Annotated in this window: 22 protein-coding genes; 17 read left to right on the plus strand and 5 right to left on the minus strand. The window is 38.3% G+C overall.

Annotation, left to right across the window (positions count from 1 at the left end):
* Positions 1-48 precede the first annotated feature (48 nt).
* Positions 49-441 (minus strand): thiol-disulfide oxidoreductase DCC family protein, encoded by a 393-nt coding sequence (locus V3595_RS01565; protein WP_137020835.1) that lies wholly within the window; start codon positions 439-441, stop codon positions 49-51.
* A 383-nt stretch (positions 442-824) separates the two neighbouring features.
* Here V3595_RS01565 and V3595_RS01570 point away from each other — a divergent pair, with 383 nt between their 5' ends.
* The 3 genes from V3595_RS01570 (at position 825) to V3595_RS01580 (ending at position 4,295) form a co-directional block, all read left to right on the plus strand.
* Complete coding sequence (locus tag V3595_RS01570; protein ID WP_485905180.1) at positions 825-1,796, plus strand: acyltransferase family protein; 972 nt, start codon at positions 825-827, stop codon at positions 1,794-1,796.
* Between the two features lie 558 nt (positions 1,797-2,354).
* Positions 2,355-3,464, plus strand: coding sequence for a D-alanyl-D-alanine carboxypeptidase family protein (locus V3595_RS01575; RefSeq protein ID WP_485905181.1), 1,110 nt, complete (start codon positions 2,355-2,357; stop codon positions 3,462-3,464).
* 318 nt (positions 3,465-3,782) lie between these two features.
* The gene (locus V3595_RS01580; RefSeq protein ID WP_137020838.1) at positions 3,783-4,295 is read left to right on the plus strand and encodes a DUF3189 family protein; all 513 of its coding nucleotides are present in this window, start codon (positions 3,783-3,785) and stop codon (positions 4,293-4,295) included.
* 181 nt (positions 4,296-4,476) lie between these two features.
* On the opposite strand, the gene V3595_RS01585 is transcribed toward V3595_RS01580, so the two are convergent.
* The gene (locus V3595_RS01585) at positions 4,477-4,656 is read right to left on the minus strand and encodes a small acid-soluble spore protein H (protein WP_101223203.1); all 180 of its coding nucleotides are present in this window, start codon (positions 4,654-4,656) and stop codon (positions 4,477-4,479) included.
* A gap of 242 nt (positions 4,657-4,898) precedes the next feature.
* On the opposite strand from V3595_RS01585, the gene V3595_RS01590 reads away from it, so the two are divergent.
* From V3595_RS01590 to V3595_RS01620, 7 genes are all read left to right on the plus strand, one after another.
* Positions 4,899-5,351, plus strand: coding sequence for a GNAT family N-acetyltransferase (locus tag V3595_RS01590; RefSeq protein WP_485905182.1), 453 nt, complete (start codon positions 4,899-4,901; stop codon positions 5,349-5,351).
* A gap of 147 nt (positions 5,352-5,498) precedes the next feature.
* A complete protein-coding gene (locus V3595_RS01595) occupies positions 5,499-6,149 on the plus strand; it encodes a hypothetical protein (RefSeq protein WP_485905183.1) in 651 nt (216 codons plus the stop codon).
* Positions 6,150-6,377: 228 nt separating this feature from the next.
* On the plus strand, positions 6,378-7,250 hold the full coding sequence (locus V3595_RS01600) for an AraC family transcriptional regulator (RefSeq protein WP_485905184.1): 873 nt from the start codon (positions 6,378-6,380) through the stop codon (positions 7,248-7,250).
* 150 nt (positions 7,251-7,400) lie between these two features.
* Positions 7,401-7,856, plus strand: coding sequence for an SRPBCC family protein (locus tag V3595_RS01605; protein ID WP_485905185.1), 456 nt, complete (start codon positions 7,401-7,403; stop codon positions 7,854-7,856).
* A gap of 805 nt (positions 7,857-8,661) precedes the next feature.
* A complete protein-coding gene (locus tag V3595_RS01610; RefSeq protein ID WP_485905186.1) occupies positions 8,662-9,042 on the plus strand; it encodes a hypothetical protein in 381 nt (126 codons plus the stop codon).
* Between the two features lie 287 nt (positions 9,043-9,329).
* Positions 9,330-9,572 carry a hypothetical protein gene (locus tag V3595_RS01615; protein ID WP_485905187.1) on the plus strand — a complete coding sequence of 81 codons (243 nt, stop codon included), beginning with the start codon at positions 9,330-9,332 and terminating at the stop codon, positions 9,570-9,572.
* 534 nt (positions 9,573-10,106) lie between these two features.
* Positions 10,107-10,163, plus strand: a complete 57-nt coding sequence (locus V3595_RS01620; RefSeq protein WP_485905685.1) for a DUF4083 family protein — start codon at positions 10,107-10,109, stop codon at positions 10,161-10,163.
* A gap of 106 nt (positions 10,164-10,269) precedes the next feature.
* Here V3595_RS01620 and V3595_RS01625 read toward each other — a convergent pair whose 3' ends face one another.
* Complete coding sequence (locus tag V3595_RS01625; protein ID WP_485905188.1) at positions 10,270-10,761, minus strand: hypothetical protein; 492 nt, start codon at positions 10,759-10,761, stop codon at positions 10,270-10,272.
* Between the two features lie 318 nt (positions 10,762-11,079).
* Between V3595_RS01625 and V3595_RS01630 the strand changes: the two genes are divergently transcribed.
* A complete protein-coding gene (locus V3595_RS01630) occupies positions 11,080-11,265 on the plus strand; it encodes a YjcZ family sporulation protein (RefSeq protein ID WP_485905189.1) in 186 nt (61 codons plus the stop codon).
* Positions 11,266-11,318: 53 nt separating this feature from the next.
* Here the strand turns inward: V3595_RS01630 and mleCBF are convergent, their stop codons facing one another.
* Both mleCBF and V3595_RS01640 read right to left on the minus strand, forming a co-directional pair.
* Positions 11,319-12,161: a CBF family alpha/beta fold macrolide esterase gene (gene mleCBF / locus V3595_RS01635; RefSeq protein WP_485905190.1), complete on the minus strand. Its 843-nt coding sequence runs from the start codon at positions 12,159-12,161 to the stop codon at positions 11,319-11,321.
* A 295-nt stretch (positions 12,162-12,456) separates the two neighbouring features.
* The gene (locus V3595_RS01640) at positions 12,457-13,233 is read right to left on the minus strand and encodes a 3-hydroxybutyrate dehydrogenase (protein ID WP_485905191.1); all 777 of its coding nucleotides are present in this window, start codon (positions 13,231-13,233) and stop codon (positions 12,457-12,459) included.
* Positions 13,234-13,490: 257 nt separating this feature from the next.
* Between V3595_RS01640 and V3595_RS01645 the strand changes: the two genes are divergently transcribed.
* The 6 genes from V3595_RS01645 to V3595_RS01670 all read left to right on the plus strand — a co-directional run bounded on the left by V3595_RS01645 (position 13,491) and on the right by V3595_RS01670 (position 20,683).
* Positions 13,491-14,438 carry a 3-hydroxyacyl-CoA dehydrogenase family protein gene (locus V3595_RS01645; protein WP_485905192.1) on the plus strand — a complete coding sequence of 316 codons (948 nt, stop codon included), beginning with the start codon at positions 13,491-13,493 and terminating at the stop codon, positions 14,436-14,438.
* Positions 14,435-15,610, plus strand: coding sequence for an acetyl-CoA C-acetyltransferase (locus V3595_RS01650; RefSeq protein ID WP_485905193.1), 1,176 nt, complete (start codon positions 14,435-14,437; stop codon positions 15,608-15,610). Before V3595_RS01645 ends, V3595_RS01650 begins: the two co-directional genes overlap by 4 nt.
* Positions 15,611-15,638: 28 nt before the next feature.
* Positions 15,639-17,345 carry a sigma-54 interaction domain-containing protein gene (locus tag V3595_RS01655; protein ID WP_485905194.1) on the plus strand — a complete coding sequence of 569 codons (1,707 nt, stop codon included), beginning with the start codon at positions 15,639-15,641 and terminating at the stop codon, positions 17,343-17,345.
* 559 nt (positions 17,346-17,904) lie between these two features.
* Positions 17,905-19,290, plus strand: a complete 1,386-nt coding sequence (locus V3595_RS01660) for a GntP family permease (RefSeq protein ID WP_485905195.1) — start codon at positions 17,905-17,907, stop codon at positions 19,288-19,290.
* Positions 19,291-19,322: 32 nt separating this feature from the next.
* Positions 19,323-20,018, plus strand: coding sequence for a CoA transferase subunit A (locus tag V3595_RS01665; protein WP_144477424.1), 696 nt, complete (start codon positions 19,323-19,325; stop codon positions 20,016-20,018).
* Positions 20,019-20,035: 17 nt separating this feature from the next.
* Positions 20,036-20,683 carry a 3-oxoacid CoA-transferase subunit B gene (locus V3595_RS01670; RefSeq protein WP_485905196.1) on the plus strand — a complete coding sequence of 216 codons (648 nt, stop codon included), beginning with the start codon at positions 20,036-20,038 and terminating at the stop codon, positions 20,681-20,683.
* Positions 20,684-20,977: the final 294 nt, after the last annotated feature.

The following is a 20,977-nucleotide window of genomic DNA, read 5'->3' on the forward strand; positions in this document are numbered from 1 at the left end:
AAGGACCTCGAATACTTTGAAGTCCTTTTTGCTTGTCGATAAGGTCATTTATAAAAATCGCTTTCGAACACTTGGCGACGGCAGCATACAGCTTTCTTCTTTCTTTCCGAACCATTTGTAACGGTTCCTGGCAATGAAATCATAAACGAAGTTCCGGATGAAGCTTGGAACGATGATGAAGCCGTAAAGCAACTTCCATGCCCCTTGTAAGCGGCGGCATATCCTCAAGGCTGCAGACGATTTATAGTAGGCCTTATCCCTTTCGATCAGGACCATGCTATCTATATCTGCAGGAACATCATACTTCTTCAGCAACTCTTGTCCCGCCTCACTTTGAAGCGAAGCGTAATGAAAAAGCCCCTGCGGATCCCGCTTTATAATGAACTGGACACTCGAATCGCAAAAGTTGCATTCACCATCAAATAAAATGACCGGATTCATGAACATTCCTCCTATAGAGAGACGTTATCATACTCATGCTTATATAATACACTACCCGTTTTGGTAAGGCGAAAACGTATGGAACTGCTTGGGATTTGATTTTGGAATTGATTGTTCGTTCCAGCAGGTCATTAACGGGTGCGTTAGCGCCATAAGAAGGCTTCAATTGGCGGGTGGAGTTTTTTGTTTAAGTCTCTGTTATCAAACTGTTATTTTCCATTAACTATACTGTAAACAAGCTATGATATGGTAGATACTCCAATGAAGTTCCTTAAGTAAAAAGCCGGCAATCCTATATTAGAGGAAAGCCGGCTTTTGCATTCAAACCATAATTGAGGATTAGAAGATATAACTAGTAGTTTCTTTATAGGGGGTAAGATTTAATGAAGCGTGATCCGTATTTTGATAATGCGAAAGCCGTTTTAATCGTCCTAGTTGTTTTGGGACACACATTAGCTAGAATGGTGGAAGAAAACGAATGGATTTTAACTATTTATTTGTTTATTTTTTCATTCCATATGCCAGCTTTTATTTTAGTATCCGGTTATTTTTCAAGAAAGATAAAAAGTAAAGAGGACCTCTGGGGGCTCATTAAGAAAATATTAATTCCCTATGTAATATTCCAGGTGATTTATACCTTCTATTATCAGAAGATATTTGATGAACCAATAGACTTCACAATTTTGACTCCAAGATGGGCTTTATGGTTCCTAATAAGCTTATTCTGCTGGAATATATTATTGTTTATATTTTCCTCCAGAAAATATGGAATCGTTTTTTCAATAATTGTATCTCTAATAATCGGTTACTTTGGTGAAGTGAATGAATGGTTAAGTTTGTCGAGAACGTTCTTTTTCTTTCCTTTCTTTTTAATTGGTCATTTTTTAGAAAAAAATCATTTTGAATGGATTAAAAAGAAAAGTAATGCCCTAATAAGCTGGGCTGTACTAGGTTTAATCTTTATCGGTATTTATTTCTATGGGGAAATGACTTGGAGGGAATGGTTTTATGGCCGTTTAGGTTATAAGGAATTAATGGAAGGCTCCGTTGCCCTCGGTTTTATATATAAGTTACTCGTTTATTTAATTATGGGAGCAGCAACTTATTGTTTTTTATGTATTGTTCCTAAAAAACAAACTTTTTTTACTGAAATAGGATCAATTACATTAGGCATTTATCTTTTTCATATGTTTTTTCTGGAATATGTTTATAACTCATTTATTTATGATTGGATCAAAGAAAGTGGCCAGTACTATGTTTTATTAATCATACCTGTAACCATTATATTTATATTAACAAGAAAACCGATTGTAAAAGTGGAATGTGTGTTAATAGGAATGAAAATGAAAACATAACAGAATTCTAACACCTATAAAGTAAATAGCTTTTCAGTTTAAAGGGCTGAGTTAGTAGACAAAAGGGTTTTCTAAATTTCAAAACAAAGTTGATTGGAACGGAAGGTGCGAGACTCCTGCGGGAAAAGCGCGTCAAGGGGAGACCCCGCAGGCGCAAAAGCGCCGAGGAGGCCCCCGGACCGCCCGCGGAAAGCGAGTGCCTGGAGTGGAAATCGACGTTCTGGTTTTATAAACCTAAATACAAATTAAGACAAACTTGTTCTTCATCGAGTTTGTCTTCAGTCTGAGCCCTTCATTTTGAAGGGTTTTTTTCATGAAAAGATTTAGTGATTTACAAAAAAATCTATTTAAAGGGGAGTGAATGGAGCCTCCAATAAAAGGGCAATACCCCTTATAAAGTTATTGCAGGAAAGAAAATGAAGATCATTACCCGAAATGTTTCCAAAATTATTAAGGGGTAATTACTTTTGTATTTCACTTTCAATAAATCAACTCTAAACATTCAGATTTATTTTATTATGACTATATAGGATTTTACTATCATTAAAGGAGCGGCATATGAAAAAGTTTTTCTTCATCTTCATTTTGGCTTTAATCCCCTTCGCCTCTACGACAGTAAGTGCAGAATCTGACTTACCTCTCAATAGTGAAGCCGGAATCATTATTGATGCGAAAAGTGGAAAAGTATTATACGAAAAAAACATGAATAAAAGTATGTATCCAGCCAGTTTAACGAAAGTTGCCACTGCTATTTATGCTATTGAACACGGGGATATGAACGAACTAGTGACTGTTAGCAAGAAAGCAGCGAAGGCAGACGGGTCTTCGGTATTTATTGAACCTGGGGAGGAAATAGAGCTTTCCAGATTAATTGCAGGCATGCTAATCAACTCCGGAAATGATGCAGCCATCGCAATTGCCGAGCATATGTCTGGCAGTGAAAAACTGTTTATGGAAGATTTGAATGAGTTTTTAAGACAAGAAGTAAACGTCACCGATACTCATTTTACGAACCCCCATGGATTGTTTGACAAAGACCATGTAACTACAGCCAGTGACCTTGCGAAAATTACCCAATATGCAATGAAAAATGAAACTTTCCGTGATTATTTTGGGAAGAAGGATTTACCATGGGAAGTGGAAACATGGGACACAACTCTAATTACCCATCATAAAATGTTAAAAGGTGAACTCCCCTATAAGGGAATGACCGGCGGGAAAACCGGTTTCGTCAGTCAATCCGGCTACACCCTGATTTCCACTGCCACCAGAGGAGAACAGGAATTGATTGCTGTCACTCTAAAAGCTCCTTCAGACAAGGTTGCCTACGCTGATACCAAGCTTTTATTCAACTATGGCTTTGAAAACTTTAAATCAGGGAAAATTGATAAAAAAAGCAAACTTTATTCAGCGGACTACTCTCATTCCTACACGCTGAACGAAGACTTATACTATACTCATTTAACCAGTGATCAACCTAGTCTAAAAACGAGTAATGATGGAATTCTCTCAATCATGAACCAAGAAGGAGAAGCTATAAAATCCTTTGACCTTAAAACGTTCGCTGATGTTAGGAACACAGTATTGCCTGCCCCGATTAAAAAAGAAGAAATCAATGAGAAGCTAATAAAATTTTCTGTCCCTTCTCTAGGATGGGGAGGCTTTTAGAACACGTTAGTAAAGAAACTCACTGACTGGCTATAGAGGCGTTGCTGTCTATACATACCCAGCTTATAAATAATATAAACAATAAAAGAGTACACCTATCATTCATGACTGATAGGTGTACTCTTTTATTTATTAACCCTTTTTATGATTTAGGTCTTGATAATTCGAGGACAGGAATATACTTATCGAGTAATGCAAAAAGGTCGTGTTTATAGATAGGACAACTTGATTCGGTATATTACCCGATAATAATCAACTGAATTGGAAATGGAGTATATGACCATAATAGTATTAAAAAAAACTATTAGGGATGATTTCATGATGTATATCTATAATGATTATGGGGGTACACATACCACGTCTTTGGCTGCCGCCTATCATTTAAAACAATTACCTCAATCGGAAAGAAAACTAACTTCGGAAGAAATATTAAATGTAAAATATTTTAATAAATTAACGAAAAAAGAGTTTGGAAAGCTGATTTTTCGCGGGACCGATGAAGAGGGCAATTCCGTTTATACATTGGGACATAAAAGAGAGAAACTTGTTGTTCCGGCATTAAAAGAATTGACTTTACTACTAGAAGAGAAATTTCATTTTAACGAAAAAATAGTATTCTCCAATACATCACCAACTGTACCTATTGCGATGTCTATAGGGGGATATTTATCAAGAGCATTAAAAATTGATTTTATAGGTGTACCATTATTAGTTATAGGTGCAAAACAATGCTGTGATAATATTTTTCGGTTGGTTGAAAATACGAAACAAATAGGGAAAGCAGCGAATGGGGAAAAAGTGATTATATTAGAGAATGAAATATATAAGTAATACCAATTAATGAATACAGGTTGTTAAATTAATTAGAAATCCAAGTCAACAATTGATGTTGGCTTTTTTTTACGCTTATGGAAGAATATACGCTGTACAAGATGTGGTGCTTGTTCAATGAACTTAATCGAACAATAAACCACCACCCGAAAGTGGAGGTTTATTAATTGAATCGAGGAAATTACTGTTCCTTTAAGCTGGTTACAGAAACACTTTGTTTTTTATTTGGATCATCAAGGGGATGGATTGTAGCCGTTCCATTTTGTTCATCGACGTGCTCGATGTAGATACTTTCCTCATTATAGGTTACATTAACCATATTTGGTGAAGAAGCAATTTCTTCTGCTCGTTGTGCTTTCATTTTAGCCACCTCCTTTGATTTTACAACATGTATAATATTTGTTTCGGATTACTTAGTTATACTTGTTGTATTAAAATTCTTCCAAGAATTCCTTAAATCCTTACTTAACTAACTGGTGCGTTAGCTGAAGATCGAGTTATATTTAAGGCAGCTTTTAACCATTTCGGCAAGTTAGTTCAAAAGATTAAAATCAGTGATTTGTTATAATTACAGAAAATTAAAAAAGGTTAGGGGGATGTGAAATGAATATTAAGGGGTTTTCGATTTCCACTAATAAAAAGTATTTAGATGTGGATTTAATACATGATTTTTTGAATCAGGAAGCTTACTGGTCAAAGGGAATAACCAAGGAAACAGTAATAAAGTCTATTGAAAATACGGCCTTATGTTTTGGGGTTTATAAAGGTGAAATAGGAAATGAAGATAGTGAACAAGTTGGATTTGCAAGGGTAATAACCGATTTAGCAACCCATGCGTATCTATGCGATGTGTTTATATTACCTGCTTATCGTAAATTAGGATTATCAAAATGGTTAATGGAGGTTATCACCAACCATTCCGAACTAGAAGGGGTTCGCAGGTTTATGTTAGCTACTAATGATGCACATTCATTATATAAAAAATACGGTTTTAATCAGATTGATAATCCAGAGCTATTTATGCAAAAAGTACGTAAATCCCCATCTCAACAATAAGAGTATTTAACAGGTGCGAAAGTTCTCTAAGGGGCAGTGACGAATTGCTCTTTTCTTATAGATCAAAAGGGGCAATAGCTGAAGTAGAAATTCTGACTTATATGCAGGAATACAGTAAATTTACGAAAAGATATGAGAGGAATTAAAATGGAAAAATTTAATTTGATCAAGCAAAATCATAGTGTAGTTCCAAATTATAAAGTAGATGATAAGGAAGTTTCTTTTGAAATATACATTAGTCCCAAACAAGAGGTCTGCATTATTGGGAAATTAGATAATAACTATATATGCTGGTGTTCTATAACTACTATTTCTGACTACGAAAATAATTCTGCTATTTTTCAATATGTATCGAATCTCCAAACCAAAACGATATCAAATGATTATAAAGCTTTAGGAGATCGGTATAAAGAAGTGAAAAATTGGCATAGAATGCAGATTAGTAAGAGACCTTATCAAGATCAGTATCTTTATTATTCTCCAGTAAATTCTTCGTTCTTTACGGAAAGTAAATTTTTCGGAAGAGAAATCTATACATTTTATAAACAAGAGAGAGCCAAATGTGATTACAGGTTAATTGACGATGCTTATATAACTATTTTAAAAAGATATAAAAGCATTTTAAATAAAGAAAACCAAGAATATAGTTATTATTACGAAATGAACCCATTAATTAGGATAATAAAAGATGAAAGTTACATAAAACTATGTCCAATTTCAGAAATCAGACAATTATATTTAGAATGCCTTGAAAAATGTAATGATTTATATAACCGATATATGACAGAGGTTCGTTAAAAAATATTTTGCGGATTGGTTTTGAGGGTAGTCCTTTATAAAAAATAGAACTAATAAAATGCCCTTACAGTGTGATAGTTTTCTGCTTTTTTATTGAAAGTCTATAAGAAATCGTGAAGGTTTGTACTTAAACTAACGAAAATGTTTATACCCTGCATAATCGTGCACAGAATGTCGGATGATTAGTTTCAACTCCTGCTATTCTGTTGATATAAGGGAGGTCATTGAATGGATTTGCTTAAAAATATGAATGGTGCCATTAAATTCATTGAAGAAAATCTTACGAACGAAATTGACTTTAAAGAGGTTGCAAGGCTAGCTTATTGCTCGGAGTATCATTTTAAAAGGATGTTTTCGTTCCTTGCAGGTATTTCACTATCCGAGTATATCCGCCGAAGACGACTTACACTTGCAGCGTTTGAGCTTAAAGATAACAACATAAAGGTCATTGATATAGCGATAAAGTACGGATACAGCTCACCGGACTCTTTTGCGAGAGCATTTCAACATTTGCACGGCATCACACCATCTGAAGCGAGAAGTAATGGCCATTCACTTAAAGCCTATCCACCGATGTCCTTCCAATTATCCATTAAAGGAGGCAGTGAAATGAACTATCGAATTGAAGAAAAAGAGGCATTTCATATAGTTGGAATTAAAAAAAGAGTTCCAATCATTTTTAACGGGGTTAATCCAGAGATTGCATCCATGTGGAAAAGTTTAGACGAGAAAACGATAAATGAACTTAAAAACCTTTCGAATGTCGAGCCATTAGGACTGCTTAGTGCATCTGCGAACTTTTCCGAAGGAAGGTTTGAAGAAAAAGGGGAGCTTGATCATTATATCGGCGCAGCAACAACGAGGGAATGTCCAGATAACTTAACACAGCTGAAAGTGGATGCATCTACATGGGCGGTATTCGAAGCAGTCGGACCTTTTCCTGAAACACTGCAAAATGTATGGGGCAGGATTTATTCCGAATGGTTTCCATCCTCTAACTATGAACAAAGAGAAGGGCCGGAAATCCTTTGGAACGAAAATAAAGAAATAACCTCACCAACATTTAGAAGTGAAATATGGATCCCCGTTATGAAAAAGTAAATATAGGCAAAAGATTTATCCTAAGAGCTGTCTTAAGGCAGCTTTTTTCTTATGGGAAAAACAGGAAGGTTAATGGAAAAGATCTAGGTAATATTTGCTTTAACGGGCAATAATGATGGTTAGAAAGTGCTTAAATAAGGAGATTGAAAAATGCCTGTTATTGAGTATCACCAATTTATTAAAGCACCAGTTGAATTATGTTTTGACCTTAAGAGAAGCGTGGATATCCATACCAAAACGACAGCGAAAACAAAGGAGATTGCTGTTGATGGTGTAACAGAAGGGCTATTAGAGGAGGGAGATACTGTAACTTGGGAAGCCATTCACTTTGGTATTAAACAAAGGCTGAAAGCCCAAGTGACATTAATGGAAAAACCAAATAAGTTTGTGGATATTATGGTGAAGGGAGCCTTCCATTCCTTCGTACATACACATCAGTTTATAGAAGAACAGGGCGGAACTATAATGATAGATAAATTTCAATATAAGTCACCGTTCGGTCCAATTGGAGTTTTAGCTGATAAGCTGTTTTTGGAGAAATATATGAGAGCCTTTATAGTTTCTCGTGCAAAGGCACTAAAAAAGATTGCCGAGAATATGCACTAGGTTCAATAGTGGCAGGTCAGTTCATCAAGAAAGCTGGTAGAAGCAAGAAATGTTGAATTTGACCAAATTATCACACTTAATAATTATGACATCTGTGACATTGAACTACATGAGAAAACACTACTGGTAAGTAGTTATAGAACTAATGGGTGCTTTAGCTGAAGTTCGTAGCTGTTTTTATCACCGGCACCCTGAACGTTAGCAAATGGCTCGGCTCAGCGGTACAACCGTGTTAGGCCCGCGGATACAACCGGCCTTTATTTATAATTACGGATCAAATCGTTTGGCTGTGATTTGATCTTTTTATTTGTTTTTATAAGAATAACACAGGTAGAACAAATGTTCCAGTGGAAAAGTGTAAAATTATTACTTTTTTTAAAATCAGTTCAGGTAAAGGGGGCAGAATTGTCCAATAAGGGACTTGAATACAATCTGCTAAAATAGCTAGAAATTGGCAGGGAAGGGTGAACACCTATAAAGAAGCGTATAAGGAAGAAACATATGTAGAGTTTGAATTGAGTGAATGCACTCATATCTTTTAAGCAGGGAAAAGGACTCTAAAAATGAGTTCCGATTACTTCTAAATCTTAATAGTTTGGTGAAACAAGATTATATAGAGAAGAGATTAATGAAAAATTAAAATAGATGATGATTTTTATGCATATTACATTCCATTATGGTACTTTGGTTGAAAAATCAAAGATTCTAATTTTATATGATTTATCAAATAATATTTAGAATATTTAGTTTGAATAGTTCTATAGGCTTATATATAATAGAATTAAAACCGTTAGGAGATGACTATATGCTTAATCGGATCCGGAATAAATTGATTCCCGCACAAGAAACAGGAGAAGAAGTAGATAACATCTATGCTATCTTACCCCTGCCAGGGACCATTATAGATGTGGCAACTGAAGAAGAAATGGAAAAGGCAGCCGAACTTGAAATTAGACATATGGCTTTCATGAGGTTGCAGGATATGAATATACAATTTGACGGTGCGTCTTATAAAGAACTATTAAAAGAATTTCAGGATTTTGAAACCGATTCGAGTAAATTTTGGAGAGGTGTAGCCAGTCGTTTATCCGTCCCGTATGAATGGCCAATCAGAATTGATCATGCAAATGGCCCTATTTATGTTGGTGAACACGATTTATATGAAGAAGAAGAGAATGAAGATTGATATTAAAATTTACGCTTGGCATAGAAAAATGTAAACTTAATACCGAGAAATAAATCCATTTTGATCAATCTAAATTTAAAAATGATTCTTTGTATACCTGCCCAATAAGGTTTATTGACATCTTTTAGTCAATCTTTATTAAAAGCTATAATAAAAGTTTGATCAAATTTCTTGTATTGATATGCAGGATTTTTTCTTGTTCAGCAGTCGGGCCATTTTCTTGAATAAGAGAATTGGTGAATTATGTTAGAATGTAAGTAAAGCTGATATTAATAGGGAGAATACATATGGAAAACAAAATGATTTATGGAATGAAAATGAACATTCATCAAAGAGATACACACACTATTCAAGTTTATATTTTAGATGTAAAGGAGGGAGAACATCCACATCACGTGACAACTATAGAACATTCTTCAAAGCATTCAAGCAAAACAAAACAGAATGGTGAACCTTATGCACGTGTACATGACAATCTTTTTAACACCTTAAAAGCCCAACTTGTAAAAGAAGGGAAATGGATTGACTAATAAAACTTTATGTTATAAAAGTGTTTCGTTAGCTTACGATTATATTAATTTGATAGTTATTCACAGTCGGGAGCGATTCTTTAATAAGAATCGCTTTTCTATTTGAATTATCGGGGCAGGTTAGTTGCACAAGGCTTATTTATTATTGTTGAAGAATAGATACTATAAATAGTACAGGTTGAGGAGAGATATAGGTGGCTAAAGGCAAATTAGAGTTAATAAAGTTATTAGTTTAGCTGTAATTACACTTAGTTCAGCAGTAATAGCTTGGAAAATGGGTACAGTTGTTCATTACTTGTATGACTTTGTTATGTTATCAGGAAATGGCTAATTCTTTTCTTTCCTGCTAGGCATTTTTCTTAATTAACTAACGGGTGCAAGAGTTGAAGAAGGGGTTTCCATGGCAACCCTTTTATGTTATTGGGAGGAATAATATATGGATTTAGATATTGTAAAAGCCAATTTAAAGGATAAATATTATGAATATAGAGAAAAAAGATATGATTGTAAAGAAGGTCAAAAAAATTCAATAGCATAGAACAAAAACTTGATAGAGTAATTGAGCTGCTTGAAAAGGATAAAAGAGATTAATTTCTTTTAATCCTTTTCTTTTTTTGTTCCTACACAGTTTATGGTCACTCTAAAATACTAGCGGCGCAGGTTAGTCCAATAAGAAGTCGAATATACTTTAGTGATTTCATCTAGTGCAAAAAAGGATTATGGAGCAAATAACCGCAAAGAAAAAGAAACCTCCTGGGTCAATAAAGTATGTAGCCAATCCAAAACCAATATGTATCGCTCCAGATAACCAGAAACGAATATTGAAAAACTTCATTGAAATAAATTCAGCAATTAGTGAGACTGGTAAGCCATAAAAGAAATTTCCCATTAAACTATAAAAAAACACAACCATAATGATCAGGAAAAAATCTCCATCTAATTTAAAAGATGGTTCTTCAAAAATCGAGACTAGAAATAAACCAATTGTAAAGGTCAATGATGAGTAGAATGCCACTTTAATTTTTCTGAAATGGTCTTTAAAAAGAAGCTTCCTAATGACAGGAAATAAAAACGCAATCGTTATAAAAGCAAGTAAGGTTTTAATTATGATTGGTGTAGTTGAAACAAATACTATTGTCAACAGAACAAGCATGGAGAAAACAATAATATAAGAATTTCCTTTTATCATAAATACATCGAACCTTTTAACTTCATTGTACAATAAGCTGAAGTTAGTAGGATATTACAAAACAATAATTATCTTCACAGAGTAAAATCCTTTTTGAAGTGTTCGTATTATAAGTGATAAGGTGTCCGGAAGGTTGACGCTGTGTCAGGCGAAGCCGCATGAAATCTCCAAACAGTAAAAATACGCTGTTAAACTGTTTTATTTCGGATCACCTAAAGGTGGTTAAAAAAGTTTTCGGTGATTTTTGTGTCATTATCCTAATTAGAACATAAGTTGAATTAACCCATTTAATATTTTCCTCCTAAAACAAATAAGGAGATGTTTCTATTGTCAAATTGTGGTCATGATTCAAATTGCGGTAATGATATTGGTGGATTTGGTGGCGGCTTCGCTTTTATAGTCGTTTTGTTTATACTCTTAATCATTGTTGGAGCTGCTTGTTTCGGTGGCGATAGAGGTAACGATTGCTGTTATCCCGTTCAAGGATATGGCGGTTTCTGCTAAGAGTAGTCATAAAAAAAGCCGACCTTTATTGGTCGGCTTCTTTTATGACTAATTTATCGCGAAGTTAGCTTAATGACTGAATCGATAATTTCATCCCAATCTTCACTATGAATCTCATGCCCTGATCCATCAAGAGTCACTAATTCTGCATGAGGGATGGCTTTTGCAAGAGCAAGCCCGTGCTCGTATGGCAAGGCTGGATCTTCTGTGCCATGAATAATGAGGACAGGTACGGATATCTCACCCATTCTATCATAATATTCGTCTCCGCCAGCAAGCAAAGCATGATTAAATCTGCTCGGTAGCTGTTTGGCGCGGTCCGCCTCTCTTCTTGCCAGTTTATACATTCTTTGCTGCTCATAAGGTTTGGAACCGGCTAAAGTTTTCCACCCATCCGCAAGAAAAGCGATGACCGCCTCCCGATTTGACCAATCCATGGAAGCACTCTTCGCATGATGATCCAATATGCTTTGGTCCATTGGAGGCAGTTTTTCCATTACAGTCCCGAACACACTTGATGCAATTAGCGTAAGCGTAGTTACGCGTTCCGGATATCTTAAGGCAAGAATCTGGCCGATCATACCGCCTAGGGACATTCCAACGATAGAAGCCCGTTCTAAGGAATAAGCGTCCAGGACGCCCGCGGCATCGTCAGCCAAATCCGTTATTGTATAGTTGGAGGTACCGGGTTCATAAACGGTAGATCGTCCCAGATCCCGATGATCGTAGCGAATGACAAACCTCCCCGAATCAGCGAGGCGGAGGCAGAAGTCAGCATCCCACCAGTCTAATGAAGACATCGCTCCCATGATCAAAAGCACAGCAGGGTCCTTAGGGTTTCCAAAACTTTCTGTACATATATCCACTTTATTTATTTTCAGTATCTGTTCATTCATGTTTTTTACCTCCGTATTAAATATTATCCAATAGCCGTTACGATGGCGCAGATCAATATATACTTTCCGGAGCATGATGATTGGCCTGCGCTTTTAATTATCGCAGTCTAACCCACTTAATAATCATGACGAGGCCTCCTTTTAATTTTTTTAAAATGGGAGGTATCCCTATAATACTGTAACATGGGGGATTTCTTTGTGATACCAAATTTTCCCACATTGCCATGAAGACAGAAAACCCCGAATACAGAGCACCTTTTTTGGTGTCCTTTATTCGGGGTTTTTAAGATGCATTTTATTGAGCTGTATATCCGCCATCTAACACGACTGCCTGGCCTGTGATGCCCCGTGCCTTGTCGCTTGCGAGGAAAATGGCGTAGTCGGCAATTTCACTTACATCGAGTAAGCGGTTTTGTGGGACAAGTGGATAGATGACCTCTTCCAAAACGCTTTCCAGTGGTACTTGTCTTGTTTTCGCCAGGTCCTCCAGTTGACCGCGGACGAGAGGCGTGTCCACGTATCCTGGGCAAAGGGCATTGACGGTTATGCCAAAAGAGGCGCTTTCCAAGGCGGCGACTTTCGTCAATCCGATTACACCGTGTTTGGCACTGTTGTACGCTGCTTTGTTGGCGAATCCAATCAGACCGTTAATGGAAGAGATGTTGATGATTCTGCCGAAGCCCTGTTCTTTCATGAGGGGCAAAACGTTCTTAATTGAAATGAATGGCGCGGTCAGCATGATTTTGATCATCAGTTCGAATTTTTCAGTTGGAAACTCTTCAATTGGTGCAACATGCTGAAGGCCGGCGTTATTGATGAAAATATCTATTCGTCCATATTTGTCTTTAGCTTGTTTGATTAGTTGGATAATATCCTCTTCACTTGTTACGTCAGCTTTTAAGCCGATAACCTCCAAGCCGTTGTTCCTTAGGTCTAGAGCAGCTTTTTCAACTGTGTTTTGATCAAGGTCGGACAAAACGACCTTTGCACCATTTTCAGCAAATATCTTCCCAATCTCAAAGCCGATCCCTCTAGCGGATCCGGTAATTATCGCTACTTTATCTTTAACCATATTACATTCCTCCAATAAAAAATGTAATGGTCCAAGTCTGTCATTTTATTTCGTAAACAGGGATTATTTCACAGAGTAAGCTCCATTGGAAATATAAAGGGAAGGTAATTAAAAATATGATTTAGGTTAATGAGTAAGAGTCTATCATGATTTTCTTGATAACAAAAGAATTTTATTTTTCCTTATCGTTGGCATAGATATTGCATATATAAAAAGGTGAGTAAATAAAGGTAATTAAAACGGAAAGGGGAAGCTGGATGATTAAAAAAATAGCCATTATCGGTTCAGGTGTAATGGGAAGTGGAATCGCTCAGTCTTTTGCAGTTAGCGGGTATTTCGTCACCATTAACGATATAAAGGAAGAGTTGCTACACCGTGCCCAAAACCGAATTTCTGAGAATCTATCATTGCTCATTGAGGAAGGGGTTTTGACTGATCAGGAAAAGCAAGTCGCTTTAGCCCATATTACATATAGCGTGGATTTGGAAGGGGCAGTAAGGGATGCTGATTTTATCATTGAGGCCATTCCAGAAGTCATTGAGCTGAAGTTGAATCTATATGAGCAAATGGAGGAAATAATCAAACCGGATGCCATTGTTGCTTCAAATACATCGACCTTTCCGATTTCTCAATTGATGGAGAAGGCCTCGTTTGCGGACCGGATGGTCATCACACATTTCTTTAATCCTGGCCATTTGGTTCCATTGGTTGAAATTGTTCAGCATGACGAAACAAAGCCGGAAATCGTCAAGACAACAATGGATTTGATGCGTAAAATCGGCAAGTCTCCGATTCTCTTGAAAAAAGAAATAGCAGGATTCATTGCCAATCGTCTCCAGACTGCCTTGATGCGGGAAGCCTTTTATCTATTAAAAGAGGGCGTTGCCAATGCTGAGGATATCGATACAGCGATAACGGCTGGACCAGGTTTTCGATGGGCATTTACCGGGCCTATCGAGATTGCTGATTTTGGCGGACTGGATACATGGCAGCGTGTTTTCGATAATGTTTCACCGGTATTGGATCAGAGTAAGGAAGCCCCTGATTTGATTCGTGATTTGGTGTCTGAGGGAAAGCTTGGGACGAAGTCGGGAGAAGGGATTTTTACGTATGAAGAATCTACCGTTTCTCAGAAAATCAATGAGAGGGACCGTAATTTTATTAAACTGGGAAAATTAAAAATGGAGAAGGAGGAAGTATTATGAGAGAAGTAGTGATTGTAGGGGCAGCAAGAACACCAGTTGGTGCGTTTGGAGGCAGTCTTGCCAATGTTTCAGCGGTTGACTTGGGAGTCGTGGCAGCCAAGGAAGCGATTAAGCGGGCAAATATCTCGGCTGATTTGATCGATGAGGTATTGGTTGGGAATATTCTCTCTGCTGGATTAGGGCAAAATGTGGCACGTCAGGTTGCGATTCATGCAGGGATTCCGGAAACAACGCCGGCCATGGCCATTAATAAACTTTGCGGATCTGGTCTCCGTACGGTCATAATGGGAGCGCAATTCATTGCCCTTGGTGATGCCGATGTGATTCTTGCCGGGGGTATCGAAAGTATGAGCAATGCCCCGTATTTACTTCCAAATTATCGTTTTGGACAGAAAATGGGTAATGCCGAAGCAGTGGATTCAATGACTTATGACGCCTTAACGGATGTTTTTAATCAATATCATATGGGCGTGACTGCGGAGAATATTGCCGAGCAGTGGGAAATCAGCCGTGAAAAGCAGGATGAATTTGCTTTAGATAGCCAAAGAAAGGCTGAAAAGGCGCAGCTTGAAGGACGGTTTGCAGATGAAATCGTACCTGTTGAATATAAACGCAGAGGAAAGACGATCTTGGTGGACCAAGATGAACACCCGCGCCATGGGCTGACGATAGACCAGCTAACGAAGCTGCGTCCTGCTTTTAAGGAAAATGGAACGGTTACGGCAGGAAATGCATCCGGAATCAATGATGGGGGTGCGATGTTGGTCCTGATGTCTAAAGAAAAAGCGGACGAGCTGGGATTGGAAGCATTAGCAACAATCAAGTCATATGCAAACGCCGCGCTTGACCCGAAAATCATGGGATACGGTCCAGTGCCTGCGACAAGAAAAGCTTTGGCAAAAGCGGGATTGACAATAGATGAAATTGATTTGATGGAAGTGAATGAAGCCTTTGCGGCACAGTCACTCGCCGTGGTTAAGGACCTTGAACTGGAGCCGGAGAAAGTGAATGTAAATGGCGGGGCGATTGCCCTGGGTCATCCGGTAGGTGCTTCCGGTGCCCGGATCTTAGTGACTTTATTGTATGAAATGAAGCGCAGGGATGCAAAAACGGGCCTTGCCACCTTATGTATCGGTGGCGGACAAGGAACTGCCCTGATTGTGGAACGGTAATGACTTGGCCTCATTTTCCTATGATATAATGGAGGAAACTTCAGACGGGTTAAGGAGAATAGGAATGGCCAGCGATAATAAAACTATTCATTTGGAATTAGTGAAAGCGATATTGGAAGAATTGCCTTTTGGGGTTTTGGTGACGAAAAACGAAAAAGAAATCGTTCTAAGCAATCGCATATTATCAGAGGCTTTTGCTGAGAATCAATTTGAGATGCAAATAAATTTGATTTTAGAAAAAAACCTTGTACCAGCTGTAAATACTCCGATCCGTTTGAATGATAATAATGGGATTGTCAGAAAAGCCATCATTCAAATGGGTGATGAGGAGTATCAGATCTACCTCCTATTGTTTACAAATAATAAAAGTGATTTTCTTAATATCGATAATCATGAAGAACTTCTGTTTAAGGATATTATCGAGTTTGCCTATGACGGCTTGGTGATGGTCGATACGGAAGGGTATGTCCAAATGCTGAGCCACGCTTATGCGGATTTTCTTGGGGTCGATCAGGAAAGCTCGATAGGGAAACATGTAACGGAGGTCATTGAAAACACCCGTATGCATGTGGTCGCCAAAACTGGCAAGCAAGAGGTCGCTGAATTACAAAAAATTAAAGATAATTATATAATTGCGACCCGCTCCCCGATACGGAAACAAGATAAATTAATAGGAGCGGTCGGAAAGATCCTTTTTAAGAATGTCGGGCAATTTACCGCTCTTTCCAAGCGGATAAATTCACTTGAAGTAGAGCTGAAAAAATACAAAGGCGATTTTCGCGAGAGAAATAAGGCCTCATATACGTTTGATCATTTGATGGGAAGAAGTCCTGCTTTCATGGAAGTAAAAGGTCAAGCCAAAATTGCGGCTAAAAGCGACTCGAATGTTTTGATTTTGGGCGAAAGCGGAACAGGTAAGGAGCTGTTTGCCCATTCCATTCATAATGATAGCAGACGGGCCATGGGTGTGTTTGTCAAAGTGAACTGTGCCGCCATCCCGGCAGAGCTGCTGGAGTCAGAGCTTTTTGGTTATGAAGAGGGTTCTTTCACTGGTGCAAAAAAAGGCGGAAAAGCAGGTAAGTTCGAAGCGGCTGAAGGCGGAACGATTTTTCTCGATGAAATCGGTGAGCTGCCACTGCATATGCAGGTGAAGCTGCTCCGTGTTTTACAAGAAAAAGAGATTGAGAGAGTAGGTTCTACGGGAAGTATTCCGATTGATGTACGGGTAATCGCTGCAACAAACCGTAATCTGGAGGAAATGGTCTCGAAAGGGGAATTCCGGCTTGATATGTATTACCGGTTGAAGGTCTTGCAAATCCAGGTTCCTTCCTTAAGGGAGCGACCGGAGGACATTGAAATACTGGGAAATCATTTTGTTGAAAAGTACCAGAACCTCATGAAAAAACGCGTAATGGGAATGAGTGATCAAGCAATACGGCTGCTTCGTCTTTATAAATGGCCGGGGAATATTCGCGAGTTGGAGAATATCATTGAACGCGCAATGAATATTGTTGAAGAAGGGGAAATGATACGTTCCAAGCATCTCCCTAAAGAAATAACGGGCCATAAAGAATCAGTCTCGATCCGCACCTTAGCTGAAGTAATGGATGAAACGGAACGGGCTGCAATCGTTTCATGTTTGGAAATGACCTCAGGCAATAAATCAGAAACGGCAAAGAGACTCGGAGTGAGTCGAACAACACTGTATGAAAAAATGAATAAATATGGTTTATGACTGCAGAAAGTGCCCTTTAGTCCAAGGGCACTTTTTTTATACTTTTTAACCTCCTCTTAAGAAGAGACACACATTTGTGCATATGTTTCACTAGCAAATATTTGCGTGTGTTAGGAAATCCGTACATAAAACGAAAGGAAATTTAAATGTTGTAAGAAAATTCTTACACTTTTTTAAAGTTTATACTTAGGTGTACTGAAACCTTGACAGTTTTAAGGGATTTTAGCTTTTGAAAGGGAAATAAAATGTTGGAAAAGGCTTTAAAAGATGAGATTTTTCATTGTATTAAAGTTGGCACAATAATTGCATAATTACTTTAGTGAATGGCCTATCTGTCATTTTATATTGTTTTTTCACGTAAAATGAAAAGGGATTTCGTAATTCAACAAATTGTTGAAAGCGTTCTCAAAAATTGGGAGATCATTCAGCCTGACTTGGGGAAGGCAGGCTTGGATGGTAAAAGCGGAAAGATTAAAAATGTGGAATTTAGGAGATTAATAGTTCTATTTAAATGCTGCCGAAATAATTTTGGGGCAAGGGGAGAAAAGGGGGAATTGAGTTGGTGATTCAAATTTTAGCCATTGTTGTGGCGCTGGGACTTTTAATCTTTTTAGCCTACCGGGGCTATCCGGTCATTATCATAGCGCCGGTTGTTACTTTACTGGCTGTTATCTTATCCGGTGGACATTTGCTGCCGAGTTACACAGAGACATATATGACGTTTGCGGCTAACTATATAAAAGCGTTTTTTCCGATATTTTTATTAGGGGCCGTATTTGGAAAAGTCATGGAGATGAGCGGTGCAGCTGCATCCATTGCCAAGACCATCGTAAAATCACTAGGCTCAAAGCAGGCCATTCTTGCTGTAGTGCTGGCGTGTTCGGCGCTGACATATGGCGGGGTTTCATTGTTTGTAGTGGCATTCGCCGTTTATCCATTCGCAGCGGCAATTTTTAAAGAAGCAGACATTCCAAAGAGATTATTGCCGGGAACGATAGCATTGGGCGCTTTCACTTATACGATGGATGCCCTTCCTGGAACACCTCAGATTCAAAATATCATTCCAACGAATTATTTCGGAACAGATACCTATGCAGCTCCAATAATGGGGATTATTGGCGCGATCATGGTATTCACTGGAGGAATGCTCTGGTTAGAGCGTCGTCGTAAACAAGCGTTGGCAAATGGTGAAGGCTATGGGGAAGGACATATTAATGAACCAGAAAGTGCAGAACAGCAAAACCTGCCTAACTTTTGGCTGTCCATCGTACCGCTCATCCTTGTCGTAGCATTTAATTTTGCTTTCAGCCGCAGTGCCATTTCGGTTAAGCACTGGTATGATACATCGATGTTGAAGGAAACTTTCAACATTGCCGATGTAAGCACAGTCACTTCATCCTGGTCTTTGATTGTCGCATTGACAATCGGTATCATTGCAGCGATGCTTCTGAATGTTGGACGTATCAAGGTCAAATTGGCAAGTGGATTAACAGCTGCGGCAATGGGATCATTGCTTGCGATATTCAATACTGCATCTGAAGTTGGTTTTGGGAATGTGGTGAAAACGCTTCCTGGATTCTCGGTCATTCAAAACTGGGTGTTCAATGCAAGCGGTAATCCGCTTGTATCCGAAGCTATTGCCGTTAATGTGCTGGCAGGGATTACCGGATCTGCATCTGGTGGACTTTCGATTGCGTTAGAAGTAATGGGAGGACACTATTTGCAGGTGGCCCAAAGTGTCGGAATCACTCCGGAAATGCTTCATCGAATTGCATCCATGGCTTCTGGCGGAATGGATACGCTGCCGCATAATGGTGCCGTCATTACCTTACTTGCCATTACTGGACTGACACATCGTCAATCTTACAAAGATATCTTTGCGATTACGATTTTGAAAACAGTGACCGTGTTCATCATAGCTTTTGCAACTTCACTGTTTATTTAATAGAATAGTATTAAGAATGGAGATGATGGAAAATGAGTAAATTATTAACATCTTTTGATAGCGCTATTCAACAAATCGAGGATGGAGCAACCATTATCGTTGGCGGGTTCGGATTAAGCGGAATACCAGAAAAACTAATCATTGCTTTGCGTAACAAAGGTGTAAAGGATTTGACGATTGTCAGCAACAATTGTGGTGTCGATGATTGGGGTCTAGGCCTATTGCTTGAAAATAAACAAATCAAAAAAATGATCGCTTCTTATGTAGGGGAAAATAAGTTATTTGAACAGCAATTTTTAAGTGGCGAGCTGGAGGTCGAGCTAGTTCCCCAAGGAACGCTGGCAGAGCGTTTAAGAGCGGGCGGAGCGGGAATTCCTGCCTTTTATACAGCTACAGGAGTAGGAACGGAAGTCGCAAAAGGTAAAGAACATAAAGAGTTTGATGGCCGCACATACATTATGGAAAAAGGAATAGTCGGAGATTTTGCCTTTGTAAAAGCCTGGAAAGCAGATCATTTCGGTAATCTTGTATATCGGAAAACCGCTAGGAATTTTAACCCTGTCGTTGCCACCGCAGGGAAAGTCACGATTGTCGAAGTGGAGGAGCTTGTGGGCACAGGAGAGCTCGATCCAGATGAAATTCATACTTCAGGGGTATATGTACAAAAAGTGCTTGTAGGAAATGACTATGAAAAACGAATTGAAAGACTTACAACTGCTAACGCATAAAAAGGAGGAGTATTCGAATGACTAGACAACTAATTTTAGAACGGGCCGTTAAAGAAATCCAAGATGGTATGTGTGTGAATTTAGGGATTGGAATGCCGACCTTGATTGCCAACATGATTCCAAATGACTTTAATGTCATGCTTCAATCGGAAAATGGCTTACTGGGAATCGGGCCTTATCCCCAAAAGGATGAAGTCGATCCGGATTTGATCAATGCAGGAAAAGAAACAGTAACCGCAAAATCGGGGGCATCATTTTTTGATAGCGCTGAATCATTCGCGATGATTCGCGGCGGCCATATCGATCTAGCCATTTTAGGCGGGATGGAAGTTTCCGAAAATGGGGACTTGGCAAACTGGATGATTCCAGGGAAGATGGTAAAAGGAATGGGAGGAGCGATGGACCTGGTCCAAGGCGCAAAACGAATTGTTGTCATTATGGACCATGTGAACAAGCATGGTGAATCCAAAGTGAAAAAAAGCTGTACATTGCCATTGACGGGAGAAAAAGTCGTCCATTGCCTGATTACCGAATTGGCTGTTTTTCAATTTACAGACGCCGGCATGGAATTGATTGAATTGCAAAATGGCGTAACACTTGATGAAGTGAAAAGTAAAACAGAGGCTGACTTTACAATAAGTCCCTCTATTGAAATTAGAGCGTAAGTTAAAGAGATTAATAAAATAATACATTATTAGACTGCTTTCATTCGCAAACGGGCGAACGGAAGCAGTCTAATTTTTTTGTCGTGTTTTTGGATAATATTATTTTATGTTAAGGCTCTCATAATTTTAACTCAAAGTGATTGGAGTGGAAATCAATGTCTACAAAAGGGGGGCGGAAAGAGAGCTGATTTCTGAAATCAACTGGAACTTTTGTTAAATAAATAACATATTACCTCTATTCTCTAATAAATGAGATTGAAATTTTCCATCTCTGCTACTTTTCCGTTTAAAAGG

The organism is Bacillus sp. CFBP9009 (assembly GCF_036541465.1).
Taxonomy (GTDB): Bacteria; Bacillota; Bacilli; order Bacillales; family DSM-1321; genus Peribacillus.